We start from the raw sequence: 12,651 nt of genomic DNA, 5'->3' as shown, positions 1-12,651 counted from the left end.
CTCCCAAGTATGGAATTAATCAATCACTTGATTAATACAGGCCAAAAAAAAATTACTCCACCAGCGAGGGCAGTCCGTAGCTCAGTATCTGCGTTATGGTTTCCGCATACTTATCCAATGATTCATCATCATTAATATTGTCGCCGCCGCCGAGGAGGTAGTCGGAGAAGAGCATCCCCATGACCCCGTCGAATATGAGCCGCTGCGTCTGGGGCATCTTTTCCCTGCGCCCGGTCCTGGCGAGAAATCCGGCGAAATACTCGTCGCTCTTCTCCCTGAGCCACTCCTGGTCGTCCTTGAGCCACTCGAGGTCCCTGTTCATCGAACGCAGCCCGACCAGAAATACCTCGCGGTTCTTGCGGGCCACGTCCAGAAGGGCCCGGCACGTGCCGTTGCAAAGATCAAGGCTGTCGGCGGCGCGCTCCAGGTGCACCCGGGCGACGGCGAGCACGACCTGGACGAACCGGGCGAAAATCTCCCTGTGCAGCCCGCTCTTCCCACCAAAATAGTATGAGATCATCGCGCTGTTGACGTCCGCTTCCCTGGCTATGTCCCGAATGCCGACCATGTCGTAGGAGTAGTCGGCAAAGAGCTTGGCCGCCGCCTTCAATATGCTTTCCCGTTTTGTCATACCCTATTTTTAATCATTCGATTAACGGCTGTCAATCACCTGATTAAGATTTGGCGACAGGTGGCATGCCGCCTCTTCTTCACTGCCTTGGCCGGAAAATCCGTTCCCCCGGGTTCATCGAAGGCCCGGCCGACTCTGGAAGCCGGCCGGGCCGTGTTTCGTCCTTTGTCCCGTCGTCAGGCCGCGCTCTCCACCGCGTCCGACAGCGGCTGCACCGCGCAGAGCAGGCACTTCAGGGGTTGGGCCCCGGAGATGGGGTCGAAGTGCTCGTTGCCGAAGAGCAGGTTGGCGTTGCTGGTGAAGCAGTCGAAGTCGGGTTCTTCCCGCTCCGGGAACCACCAGGCGTGCTCGGCATGGACCACGCCCCGTTGCAGGCGGTCGTCGGGGTGCAGCTTGAACCGCTGTCTGCCGTACGGAGTGGCCACCTCGACCATCTGCCCGGCCTCGAGGCCGAGCGCCGCGGCGTCCTCGGGGTGCATGTCCACCATCGGGTCGGGGTGGAGCTTGCGCAGAGCCGGGATGTTGCGCCCTTCGGAGTGGAAGAACCCCTTGATCTTGCAGCCGGTCATGAGGATGAAGGGATACTCGTCCAGCAGTTCCGGCGTGGAGACCGGGGACAGGGGCGGCTCCGTGTACACGGGCAGGGGATCCAGCCCCATGTGCTCCATGACGTTGGAGTAGAGTTCGAACTTGCCGCTGGGGGTCTTGAACCCTTCCTTTTCATACTTCCGGTATCCCATGTCGCCGAACAGGATGTCCTTTTCGGCGAACTCCTCGAAGGTCATGCCCGACGGCTCGAGGATCCACTTCAGGTAGTCGTCCCAGTCCTTCCAGGGGAAGGCCTCGTCAAGGCCCAGCCTGTGGGCCATCTCGAGCATCACCGCCCGGTCGTCGCGCGTCTCGCCGACCTGGGCCAGCTTCTTGCGCGACAGCACGCACCAGATCTTGTGGAAGTAGACCACGTCCTCCTGCTCGAGCCAGTGGGCGGCCGGGAGGACCAGGTCGGACACGGCGGCCGTGGGCGTCATGAAGAAGTCGGACGTGACCACGAACTCCATGTGGTCGCGCAGGGCCCTCTGGACCACGTCGCCCCGGGTGTGGGTCATGATCGGGTTGGTGCCGATCAGCCAGATGGCCTTGGGCTTGTAGGGCTTGCCGTCCACGCAGGCCTGCCAGAAGGTCGGCGGATGCGCCCCGGGGCAGAGCGGGAACGGGCTGATGCACTTCTTCTGCTGCTCCGGGGAGAGGAACTGCGCGCCCTGGACCGAGTGGTCCACCATGTGGGACTTGGGCCGCAGGTTCGCGGGCGGCACCCAGCGGACCATGCCGCCGGGCGCGTCGATGCTGCCGCACAGGGCCAGCAGCAGGTACACGGCCCGGGCGGTCTGGAACGCGGACACGCTCTCGTCGATGCCGTTGCCCCAGATCAGCGCCGAGGGCCCGGTCCGGGCAAAGGTCAGGGCCGCCTCCTCGATCATTTCGGCGGGTACGCCGGTGATCTCCTGCGCCCACCGGGTCGTGAACGGCTGGATATGGGCCTGCAGCTTATCGAAGCCGAAGCAGTGATTCTCGACGAAGTCCTTGTCGTAGGCCTCGTTGACGATGACCGCGTGGAGCATGCCGAGCATGAGCGCGCACTCCGAACCGGGCCGAAGCGCCAGGTGGTAGTCGCTGCCCTCGCAGGCCTTGATCCGCCGGGGGTCGATGATGATGGTCTTGTCCGCCTGGTCCAGGGCCTTGGTGACCATCTTGCCGCAATAGCCGCCCTCGCCCCCGGACTCCATGATGTTGCTGCCGAAGACCATGACGCAGCGCGGCATGGTCCCGGAACGGCCGTAGATGTCCGGCTGGGGGAACCAGCCCATGGTCATTCCGGCGCAGATGTTCCGGGGCACGTAGCAGTTGTGCGCGGGCGAAACGTGGTTCGGGGAGCCGAGCGCGTTGCAGAAGCGCGGCGTGAACTCCGTGTAGGGCCGCCCTGTGCCCTGCGCGATGGCGATGTATTCCGGACCGTGCTCGTCGATGATCCGCTTGAAATGGCTCTCCATCAGGTCCAGGGCCTCGTCCCATTCTATGGCCCGCCACGCCGCCTCGCCGCGCCCCTTTTCGCGCAGCATCGGCCGGGTGATCCGGTCCGGATGGTACAGGGTGTCGGCCGCCCGCGCGCCCTTGGGGCAGATGAACCCCTGGCTGGTCGGGCTGTCCTTGTCGCCGGTGATCTTGACGATCCGGCCGGTCTCGTCCTGGTGGACGAGAAGTTGGCAGACGCCGTGACAGCCCCTGCACGAGGATCGGGTAATCGTTGCCTTCGCCATACTTGCCTCCTTCCCTAACGGTATAGCATTGCGGTTGTCCGTTTGAGGACCAGTGTGCCCGCAATCGGTCCGGTTTGATATTATATAGGAGATCCTCTCTCCCGGCCCTTCCCGCCCGGGAAGCGCCGTTTGCCGCAGGGGAGAGAATCCGCCATGCCTGCCATCGATACCCGGGATGGCGTCAGGCTCGACACCCATCCCGGTTTCGTCCATACACCATACTCATCAAAAGAATAATCATCACAAAAAGAAATCTCTTTTCTATGCATGGGCACAATCACTCAGCCGCATCGGCCCGCCCGCCGAGCCGCCCGAAGCGGGGCGTGGCGAAAAAAGGGACGCAACCGACCGATTTCCCGGGAGCTCACCATTGCGCCGCGCGGGCCGGGCCGCGTGGCTGGTGCAAAAATGAGAACCTCGGCAAAGGGCTTGCCTAAATTAGAGGAAACTGAGTACGCTTGAGCACACTACAATTACGTGCGGAGATGTCATGCTCATCACAAAATTCGCCATTCCGGAAGTCATCTTCGGCAACGGCAGCATAAAGTACCTTGCGCCCTGCGCCCGGCGCCTGGGGGCCAAGCGCGTCCTGCTGGTCAGCGACCCCGGTGTCGAACGGGCGGGCTGGGTCGAGGTCGTCATGGATCTCCTGCGCAAGGACTCCATCGAGTGCGTCTATTTCAACGAGGTCAGTTCCAATCCCCGCGACGTGCAGGTCCACAAGGGGGCCGAACTGTACGTGGAGAACGGCGCGGACGTCATCGTCGGCATCGGCGGGGGCAGCCCCATCGACGCTGCCAAGGGCATCTCCACCATCGTGGGCAACGGCGGGCGGATCAGGGACTACGAGGGCGCCAACAAGATCATGCGCCCCCTGCCGCCCATGATCTTCATTCCCTCCACTGCGGGCAGCGGGTCGGACGTCTCCCAGTTCTGCATCATCACCGACGTGGAGCGCCAGGTGAAGATGTCCATCATCAGCCGTTCGCTGGTGCCCAACCTGTCCATCATCGACCCCATGATCCTGATGACCAAGAGTCGGGAACTGATCGCCGCGTCTGCCGTGGACGCCCTGGCCCACGCCGTGGAGTCCTACGTCTCCCGGATGGCCTCGCCGTTCACCGAGCCCCAGTCCATGCAGGCCATCCAGCTGTTCATGGAAAACGTCCGCGAGGCGGTGGACTCCAAGTCCCCGGAGGCGCTCAAGAACCTGAGCATCGCCAGCACGGCCGCGGGCATGGCCTTCAGCAACGCGGGCCTGGGCATCGCCCACTCCCTGGCCCACTCCATCGGCGGGCGGTTCGACGTCCTGCACGGCATGGTCCACCCCGTGCTGCTCCCCTCGGTCATGCGCTTCAACCTCATGTCCCGGCCCAAGAAGCTGGCCCGCGTGGGCTTCCAGATAACCGGCGTGCAGTGCCGGTCCGAGGAAAAGCAGGCCATGAAGGGCATCGAGTACCTGGAACAGCTGTTCCTGGACCTGGGGGCCACCTGCCGCCTGAACGACATCCTGCCCGACGACAGCGAACTGGAACTGCTCTGCCACAAGGCCCTGCCCGACGCCTGCACCCTGACCAACCCCCGGGAGGCGACCTGCAAGGACCTGATGAGCATATGCGAGGCCGCATGGTGAGCACCGCGAAGACCACACTCGAAGACCTCATGGGCATTGAGCACAGCAAGCTCAACTTTTTCCAGGAACTGCGCCAGAGCATCGAGAAGCTGACCGCCAGCCACCGGGAGTCCGAGGACCAGCGCCTCGAGATCGCGGCCATCCTCGAAGGCATCACCGACGTCATGATGGTCCTCTCCGAGAACCTGGAGATCATCTCGGTCAACCATGTCTTCCTGGAGCTCTTTCCGGGCATCAACCCCATCGGCCGGTACTGCTACGAGGTCTTCCGGCACACCAACTACCCGTGCCACGAATGCCCGGCCTTCCGGTCCCTGAGCACGGACACGGTCTGCCGGGAGACGGCCATCTTCCGCATCGGCGGGCGCAACCGCCAGTTCCAGATGGTCGCGGCCCCCCTGAAGAATCCCCACCTGCCCCAGCACAGGGTGCTGATCTTCAAGCGGGACGTGACCATGGAAAAGGAATACCAGGCCAAGTTCTATCAGGCCGAGAAGATGGCCACCACCGGCATGCTGGCCGCGGGCGTGGCCCACGAGGTCAACAATCCGCTGGCCGCGGTGGCCGGTTTCGCCGAGGGGCTCAAGCGCCGCCTCCCCCGGCTGGAAAACGTCGTGGACGACGAGCTCTACGAGGATTTCAAGGAATACACGGACACCATCCTCAAGGAGTGTTCGCGCTGCCAGAAGATAGTCCAGACCCTGCTGACCTTCAGCCGCCCCATGGTGGCCGACTTCACCCAGGTCAGCGTCAACCGCGTGGTCAAGGACACCATCCGCATCCTGCAGCACCATTTCAAAAACCACCCGAAGCTCAAGGTCTCCATGTCCCTGGCCGAGACCCTGCCCATGATCTACGGCGACGAGGCGCAGCTCAAGCAGGTCGCCCTGAACCTGCTGACCAACGCGGTGGACGCCATCGGCGAGGAGGGGGAACTGTGCGTGTCCACCTGTCTCCACGAGGGCGGCGTGCGCATGGCCGTCAGCGACACCGGCTGCGGCATCCCGGAAAAGAACCTGGACAAGCTCTTCGAACCGTTCTTCACCACCAAGCCCGTGGGCAAGGGCATCGGCATCGGCCTGGCCACCTGCTACCACATCGTCCAGGACCACGGCGGGGAGATCACGGTCAACAGCGAGCTCGGCACCGGCACATGTTTCTCGGTCACCCTGCCCATCGGCAAACGAGGCCGCCATGGCTAACGGCTACAAGGTCCTGGTCATCGACGACGAGGAATCCATCCTCCGTCTGCTCCAGCACGAACTGAGCACCGAGGAGCGGACCGTGGACACGGCTCCCTCGGCCACCATCGGGCTGGAGAAATTCGCCAAGGGCCACTACGACGTGGTGGTCTCGGACATCCGCCTGCCGGACGGCGACGGCCTGGACATGCTCGTCAAGTTCAAGACCGCCTACCCGGACATCGAGGTCATCCTGATCACCGGCCACGGCAACATCGACAACGCGGTCGAGGCCATGCGCATCGGGGCCTACGACTACGTGACCAAGCCCTTTCACCTCGACCGGGTGGAGATGGTCATCGAGCGGGCCTACCAGCGGGTCTGCCTGCAGCGCGAGAACCGCAGCTTCCGCCATTCCAAGCAGACCCTGCCCGCCTCCAAGCTGGTGGGCAACTCCGCGCCCATCAAACAGATAAAATACCTCATCGGCAGGGTCGCCCCCACCGACGTGGCCGTGCTCATCACCGGCGAAAGCGGAGTGGGCAAGGACGTGGTGGCCCACACCATCCAGGAGCACAGCGAACGCAGCGAGCGGCCGTTCATCGTCAAGAACTGCGCCACCCTGCAGAAGGAGCTGATGCGCAGCGAACTGTTCGGGCACACGCGCGGCTCCTTCACCGGGGCCACGGAAAACCGCGACGGCCTGATGACCTACGCCGATACCGGCACCCTTTTCCTGGACGAGATCGGCGAGCTGCCCCTGGAGGTCCAGGGCGGGCTGCTCCGGGTGCTCGAGGCCAAGATGTACCGCCGCATGGGCGAGAAGAACGAGCGCCACGTGGACATCCGCTTCCTGTTCGCCACCAGCCGCAACCTGGCCGAGGAGGTCGAGGCCGGGCGGTTCAACGAGGCCCTGTACCACCGCATCAACGTCTTCAACATCCCGGTCCCGCCCCTTTGCCAGCGCAAGGAGGACATCCCGCTGCTGGTGGAGCACTTCCTCGGCCGCATGAGCATCGCCATGCGCCGGGAGCGGCTGACCATCACCGACAAGGCCGTGCAGTGCCTGACGCAGTACGACTGGCCCGGCAACATCCGCGAGCTGCGCAACGTGCTCGAGCGGAGCATCATCCTGGCCGAAGGCGGTGTGATCACCATCCAGGCCCTGCCCCGGGAACTGGTCGAGCACGTGGCCGACCAGGGCGAGGGCACCGTCTTCTCCCTGGAGGAGCTGGAGCGCCAGCACATCCAGCGCGCCCTGCAGTTCTACGACGGCAACCGACTCCAGGCGGCCAGGGCCCTGGGCATCGGCAGGAAGACCCTATACCGGAAGATCGAGAAGTTCGGACTGGGGTAGCCCCCTTCCCTCACATTATACTATGCACAGATCCGAAAAACCGTTATCATAACGGTTTTTTTATATGCGCTCGTGCCCTGATATTTTGACCCATTCGGCCTGTTTTCGTGTGTCAAAAGGATACACACTGTAACCTGTCAAAATAGCAGGATTTGACCGCCCTCCCCCACCTCCCGGGGTCACGCTGACCCAAAAATGAAGGCAGAAGGGTCACAAAGGCCCATTTGGGAGAATCTACCTAACGTACTATTATAATGATTATAACTTGAATGGCCCGGTCCTTGCTCAAGGGAATGACGTCACAACGATGTGGCAGGCACTTGTCCCTAGTTCAGTCACCCTCAACCACAAGGACGGAACATTATGGCAGTTACCGAACAAGTTAATGGCTTTTTCATTCCCAGCGTGACCCTTATCGGCATCGGCGCCCACAAGGAGATCCCGGCCAAGATCAAGGCCCTGGGCAGCAAAAAACCGCTGCTCGTGACTGACAAAGGCATCACCGCCTGCGGCATCACCCAGCAGATCGTCGACCTGCTCAAGAGCCATAAGATGAGCTGCGTGGTGTACGACGAGACCATTCCCAACCCCACGGACAAGAACGTCCACGACGGCGTGAAGGTCTACAAGGACAACAAGTGCGACTCCCTGATCACCCTGGGCGGCGGCTCCTCCCATGACTGCGGCAAGGGCATCGGCCTGGTCGTGGCCAACGGCGGCAAGATCCACGACTACGAAGGCGTGGACAAGTCCACCAACCCCATGCCCCCCTACGTCGCCGTGAACACCACCGCCGGCACCGCGTCCGAGATGACCCGCTTCTGCATCATCACCGACACCTCCCGCAAGGTGAAGATGGCCATCGTCGACTGGCGTGTCACCCCGGGCATCGCCCTGGACGACCCGCTGCTGATGATGGGCATGCCCCCGGCGCTGACCGCCGCCACCGGCATGGACGCCCTGACCCACGCCGTGGAGGCCTATGTTTCCACCATCGCCACCCCGATGACCGACGCCTGCGCCGAAAAGGCCATCCGCCTTATCTTCAAGTTCCTGCGCCGCGCCGTGGCCAACGGCTCCGACATCGAGGCCCGCGAAGGCATGTGCTACGCCCAGTACCTGGCCGGCATGGCCTTCAACAACGCCAGCCTCGGCCACGTCCACGCCATGGCCCACCAGCTGGGCGGCTTCTACGACCTGCCGCACGGCGAATGCAACGCCATCCTCCTGCCCCACGTCGAGAAGTTCAACCTCATCGCCCGCGTCGAGCGGTTCGCCGAAATGGCCGAGATGATGGACCAGAACATCGCCGGCATGAGCAAGCGCGACGCCGCCGAACTGTGCCTCGACGCCATCAAGCAGCTCTCCTCCGACGTCGGCATCCCCGCCGGCCTGGTCGAGCTGGGCAAGCGTTACGGCAAGGATGTCAAGATCAAGGACATCAAGATCATGACCGAGAACGCCCAGAAGGACGCCTGCGGCCTGACCAACCCCCGCTGCCCCAAGGACATGGACGTCATGGCCATCTACGAAGCAGCAATGTAGGTCCTCCCTTCCAATGGGGGCGGGGCTTCGGCTCCGCCCCTGTTCGGAAGACCTCCCCATATTCGGGCGGCCGCACACGCCGCCCGTTTGCCACCAACACGGAGAGTCACGTCCATGTCATCCAGCCCGAAGACCTTTGATTCAGAATTCATCGCCGAGGTGCAGCGGGAGAGCGAGCAGAACCTCGCCCTTTGCTACCAATGCGGCAACTGCACCGCCGGGTGCCCGGTTTCCTTCGCCTACGACTATCCGGTCAACCAGATCATGCGCCTGGTCCAGGCCGGGAGGAAGCAGGAAGCCCTGTCCTCCCACGCCATCTGGCTGTGCGCCTCCTGCGAGACCTGCACCACCCGGTGTCCCAACGACATCGACGTGGCCAGGATCATGGACGTCCTGCGCCACATGGCCCGGCGCGAGGACATCGTCAGCGAAAAGGCGGTCGGCGCCTTCTGGAAGGCCTTCCTGGAATCCGTGGAAAAGCACGGCCGCGTCTTCGAGCTCGGGCTCATGGCCAACTACGTGAGCAAGACCGGCCGGATGTTCACCGACGTGGACCTGGCCCCCATGGCCCTGCGCAAGGGCAAGCTGGGCCTGAGGGCCCACGACATCAAGAAATTGGCTGAAATCCGAGGGATTTTCGACCGCTATCGGGAGCAGAAACAATGAGTCTGTGTTACGCGTATTATCCGGGATGCTCGGGACTCGGCACCTCGCTCGAGTACGACACCTCCACCCGCGCCCTGTGCGAAAGCCTGGGCATCGAGCTGGTGGAGATCCCCGACTGGAACTGTTGCGGCTCCACCCCGGCCCACGCGGTCGATCACCTGCTGTCAGCCTGCCTGGTGGGCCGCAACCTGGGCATCGCCGACGACATGGCCGAAGAGCGGAAACTCGACGGCATCCTCACGCCCTGCCCCAGCTGCCTGAAGAATCTCAAGACCACCCAGCACCGGCTGGCCGATCCCGAATTCCACCGCAAAGTGGAACTGGTGGTCGGGCGGACGCTGACGGCCGACCTGCCGATCAAATCCGTGCTCCAGATGCTGGTCGAGGACCTCGGCCTCGAAGCCCTGGCCAAGCTGGTCCAAAAGCCCCTGGCCGGACTCAAGGTGGTCCCCTACTACGGCTGCATCATGATCCGCCCGCCGCAGATCATGCAGTTCGATGACCCGGAAAACCCCATGGCCCTGGACAACCTGCTGGCCGAACTGGGGGCCGAGGTCCTGCCCTTCGCCCTGAAGACCGACTGTTGCGGCGCGTCCCTGGGCACCACCCGCAAGGACGTCATCGCCAAGCTTTCCGGGCGCATTCTGGACGCGGCCGAGGAGGCCGGGGCCGACGCCATCGTCACGGCCTGCCCCCTGTGCCAGCTGAACCTGGACATGCGCCAGTCGCAGATCAACAAGGCCAATCACAGCGGGCACAACATGCCCGTCTTCTACTATACGCAACTTGCCGGCCTTGCCGCCGGGCAGGGCGAGACGAGCACCATGATGGACAAACTCTGCGTCAGTCCGCGTCCCCTGCTCGCCTCCCTGGCCGGGCGCACCGGAGAGGGGGCCTAATGAATATCGGAGTCTTCGTCTGCCACTGCGGCAGCAACATCGCCGGAACCGTGGACACCGAGGCCGTGGCCAAGGCGGCCCTGAACTTTCGCGAAGTGGTCTTCGCCACGGACACCATGTACGCCTGCTCCGAACCGGGCCAGGCGGGCATCGTGGACGCCATCAAGACCTATGACCTGGACGGCGTGGTCGTGGCCTCCTGCACCCCGCGCATGCACGAGGCGACCTTCCGGCGCACCCTGGAGAGGGCGGGCCTGAACAAGTACATGTTCGAGATGGCCAACATCCGGGAGCACGTCTCCTGGGTCGGCAAGGACAAGGAGGCCAACACCCGCAAGGCCGAGGAACTGGTCCACATGGCCGTCGAAAAGCTGCGCCGCAACGACTATCTCGAGGCCGGCGAGTTCGACATCAACAAGCGGGTCATGGTCATCGGCGGCGGCGTGGCCGGAATCCAGGCCGCCCTGGACTGCGCCGACGGCGGGCTCGAAGTGGTCCTGGTCGAGCGCGAGCCGAGCATCGGCGGCAAGATGTCCAAGCTCGACAAGACCTTCCCCACCGTGGACTGTTCGAGCTGCATCCTCGGCCCCAAGATGGTCGACGTGGCCCAGCACCCGAACATCACCCTGTACACCCTGTCCGAGGTGGACTCGGTCAAGGGATTCGTCGGCAACTTCGACGTCACCGTGCGCCGCAAGGCCGCGTACGTGGACTGGGACGCCTGCACCGGGTGCGGGGAATGCGCCACCAAGTGCCCGAGCAAGAAGACCCCGGACCGCTTCAACGAATTCATCGGTACGACCACGGCCATCAACATCCCGTTTCCCCAGGCCATTCCCAAGAAGGCGTCCATCAACCCGGAGGCCTGCATCATGCTGACCAAGGGCAAGTGCGGCGCCTGCGCCAAGGCCTGCCCCACCGAGGCCATCCGCTTCGACCAGCAGGACGAACTGGTCACCGAGCAGGTGGGCGCGATCATCGCGGCCACGGGCTACGACCTGTTCGACTTCACCAAGTACGGCGAATACGGCGGCGGCCGGTATCCGGACGTGATCACGTCCATGCAGTACGAGCGCCTGCTGTCCGCCTCCGGCCCCACCGAGGGGCACATCAAGCGGCCGTCCGACGGGACCGAGCCCAAGGACATCGTCTTCATCCAGTGCGTGGGCTCCCGCGACAAGTCCATCGGCCGCCCTTACTGCTCCGGCTTCTGCTGCATGTACACGGCCAAGCAGACCATCCTGACCAAGGACCACATGCCCGACTCCCAGTCCTACGTCTTCTACATGGACATCCGCTCACCCGGTAAGAACTACGACGAGTTCACCCGGCGGGCCATGGAGGAATACGGGGCCCGGTACATCCGGGGCAGGGTCTCGGCCATCCAGCCCAAGAACGGCCGCTACCTGGTCAAGGGCGCGGACACGCTGCTCGGCCAGCAGGTGGAGATCGAGGCCGACCTGATCGTTCTCGCCGTGGGGGCCGAGGCCGCCAAGGGCGCGGGCGAGCTGGCCGAGAAGCTGCGCATCTCCTACGACCCGTACGGATTCTTCCTGGAGGGACACCCCAAGCTCAAGCCGGTCGAGACCAACACCGCGGGCATCTACCTCGCAGGGTCCTGCCAGGGCCCCAAGGACATCCCGTCCTCGGTGGCCCAGGGCGACGCGGCCGCGGCCAAGGTCCTGGCCCTGTTCTCCAAGGACAAGCTGGCCAGCGATCCCCAGGTCTCGGGCGTCAAGCTGGTGCGCTGCATCGGCTGCGGCAAGTGCGAATCGGTCTGCCCCTTCGGGGCCATCGAGATGATCGACTTCCGGGGCATGCCCAAGGCCTCGGTCGTCGAGACCGTATGCCAGGGCTGCGGCGTATGCACGGCCGCCTGCCCGCAGGGGGCCATCCAGCTCCGCCACTTCACCGACAACCAGATACTCGCCGAGGTGAACACCTTATGTCTGTAAACGAAGGAAAGGAACTGCGGATCATCGGCTTCCTTTGCAACTGGTGCTCCTATGCGGGAGCCGACACCGCGGGCGTGGGCCGGTTCGCCCAGCCCACGGACCTGCGCATCGTCAGGCTGCCCTGCACGGGCCGCATCAACCCGCTGTTCATCGTCCGCGCGTTCATGAACGGGGCCGACGGCGTGCTCGTCTCCGGCTGCCATCCAAGGGACTGCCACTATTCCGAAGGCAACTTCTACGCCCGCAGGCGGCTCGAGGTCCTCAAGGCCCTGCTGCCCGTCATCGGCGTCGATCCCGGCCGCTTCGAATATACCTGGGTCTCGGCCTCCGAGGGCCAGCGCTGGCGGTCGGTGGTCACCAGCTTCACCGAGCAGGTGCACGCGCTGGGCCCCATGCCCGGCTTCAAGTCCGGAACCAGCCTGGACATGTGCCTGTGTCACATGGACCAGACCCAGGCCCTTTAAAGGAG

Annotated in this window: 10 protein-coding genes; 8 read left to right on the top strand and 2 right to left on the bottom strand. The window is 63.8% G+C overall.

Features of this window, described 5'->3' with window-relative positions:
• Positions 1-52 precede the first annotated feature (52 nt).
• Together BerOc1_RS13990 and BerOc1_RS13985 are read right to left on the bottom strand one after the other, a co-directional pair.
• A complete protein-coding gene (locus BerOc1_RS13990; protein ID WP_071546284.1) occupies positions 53-631 on the bottom strand; it encodes a TetR/AcrR family transcriptional regulator in 579 nt (192 codons plus the stop codon).
• Between the two features lie 176 nt (positions 632-807).
• A complete protein-coding gene (locus BerOc1_RS13985) occupies positions 808-2,946 on the bottom strand; it encodes a molybdopterin-containing oxidoreductase family protein (protein ID WP_071546283.1) in 2,139 nt (712 codons plus the stop codon).
• Positions 2,947-3,436: 490 nt separating this feature from the next.
• On the opposite strand from BerOc1_RS13985, the gene BerOc1_RS13980 reads away from it, so the two are divergent.
• The 8 genes from BerOc1_RS13980 (at position 3,437) to BerOc1_RS13945 (ending at position 12,646) form a co-directional block, all read left to right on the top strand.
• Positions 3,437-4,579: an iron-containing alcohol dehydrogenase gene (locus BerOc1_RS13980; protein WP_071546282.1), complete on the top strand. Its 1,143-nt coding sequence runs from the start codon at positions 3,437-3,439 to the stop codon at positions 4,577-4,579.
• Complete coding sequence (locus tag BerOc1_RS13975) at positions 4,573-5,781, top strand: two-component system sensor histidine kinase NtrB (RefSeq protein WP_071547129.1); 1,209 nt, start codon at positions 4,573-4,575, stop codon at positions 5,779-5,781. The genes BerOc1_RS13980 and BerOc1_RS13975 overlap by 7 nt, the downstream gene beginning before the upstream one ends.
• Entirely contained in the window at positions 5,774-7,117 is a 1,344-nt protein-coding gene (locus BerOc1_RS13970) for a sigma-54-dependent transcriptional regulator (RefSeq protein ID WP_071546281.1), read from the top strand. The genes BerOc1_RS13975 and BerOc1_RS13970 overlap by 8 nt, the downstream gene beginning before the upstream one ends.
• Before the next feature lie 363 nt (positions 7,118-7,480).
• A complete protein-coding gene (locus tag BerOc1_RS13965) occupies positions 7,481-8,662 on the top strand; it encodes an iron-containing alcohol dehydrogenase (protein WP_071546280.1) in 1,182 nt (393 codons plus the stop codon).
• A gap of 114 nt (positions 8,663-8,776) precedes the next feature.
• On the top strand, positions 8,777-9,328 hold the full coding sequence (locus BerOc1_RS13960; protein WP_071546279.1) for a 4Fe-4S dicluster domain-containing protein: 552 nt from the start codon (positions 8,777-8,779) through the stop codon (positions 9,326-9,328).
• Positions 9,325-10,227, top strand: coding sequence for a CoB--CoM heterodisulfide reductase iron-sulfur subunit B family protein (locus BerOc1_RS13955; RefSeq protein ID WP_071546278.1), 903 nt, complete (start codon positions 9,325-9,327; stop codon positions 10,225-10,227). Before BerOc1_RS13960 ends, BerOc1_RS13955 begins: the two co-directional genes overlap by 4 nt.
• A complete protein-coding gene (locus BerOc1_RS13950) occupies positions 10,227-12,182 on the top strand; it encodes a CoB--CoM heterodisulfide reductase iron-sulfur subunit A family protein (protein ID WP_071546277.1) in 1,956 nt (651 codons plus the stop codon). The genes BerOc1_RS13955 and BerOc1_RS13950 overlap by 1 nt, the downstream gene beginning before the upstream one ends.
• Entirely contained in the window at positions 12,173-12,646 is a 474-nt protein-coding gene (locus BerOc1_RS13945; RefSeq protein WP_071546276.1) for a hydrogenase iron-sulfur subunit, read from the top strand. Before BerOc1_RS13950 ends, BerOc1_RS13945 begins: the two co-directional genes overlap by 10 nt.
• Positions 12,647-12,651 lie beyond the last annotated feature (5 nt).

The organism is Pseudodesulfovibrio hydrargyri (genome assembly GCF_001874525.1).
In the GTDB taxonomy this organism is placed as follows: domain Bacteria; phylum Desulfobacterota; class Desulfovibrionia; order Desulfovibrionales; family Desulfovibrionaceae; genus Pseudodesulfovibrio; species Pseudodesulfovibrio hydrargyri.
The sequence above is the reverse complement of the archived record's forward strand: the minus strand, read 5'-3'. Positions and strand labels throughout refer to the sequence as shown.

What these genes read in the sequence shown, in the direction of transcription:
- BerOc1_RS13990 (WP_071546284.1), bottom strand. Translation starts at nt 631, where the DNA reads ATGACAAAACGGGAAAGCATATTGAAGGCGGCGGCCAAGCTCTTTGCC.
- BerOc1_RS13985 (WP_071546283.1), bottom strand. Translation starts at nt 2,946, where the DNA reads ATGGCGAAGGCAACGATTACCCGATCCTCGTGCAGGGGCTGTCACGGC.
- BerOc1_RS13980 (WP_071546282.1), top strand. Translation starts at nt 3,437, where the DNA reads ATGCTCATCACAAAATTCGCCATTCCGGAAGTCATCTTCGGCAACGGC.
- BerOc1_RS13975 (WP_071547129.1), top strand. Translation starts at nt 4,573, where the DNA reads ATGGTGAGCACCGCGAAGACCACACTCGAAGACCTCATGGGCATTGAG.
- BerOc1_RS13970 (WP_071546281.1), top strand. Translation starts at nt 5,774, where the DNA reads ATGGCTAACGGCTACAAGGTCCTGGTCATCGACGACGAGGAATCCATC.
- BerOc1_RS13965 (WP_071546280.1), top strand. Translation starts at nt 7,481, where the DNA reads ATGGCAGTTACCGAACAAGTTAATGGCTTTTTCATTCCCAGCGTGACC.
- BerOc1_RS13960 (WP_071546279.1), top strand. Translation starts at nt 8,777, where the DNA reads ATGTCATCCAGCCCGAAGACCTTTGATTCAGAATTCATCGCCGAGGTG.
- BerOc1_RS13955 (WP_071546278.1), top strand. Translation starts at nt 9,325, where the DNA reads ATGAGTCTGTGTTACGCGTATTATCCGGGATGCTCGGGACTCGGCACC.
- BerOc1_RS13950 (WP_071546277.1), top strand. Translation starts at nt 10,227, where the DNA reads ATGAATATCGGAGTCTTCGTCTGCCACTGCGGCAGCAACATCGCCGGA.
- BerOc1_RS13945 (WP_071546276.1), top strand. Translation starts at nt 12,173, where the DNA reads ATGTCTGTAAACGAAGGAAAGGAACTGCGGATCATCGGCTTCCTTTGC.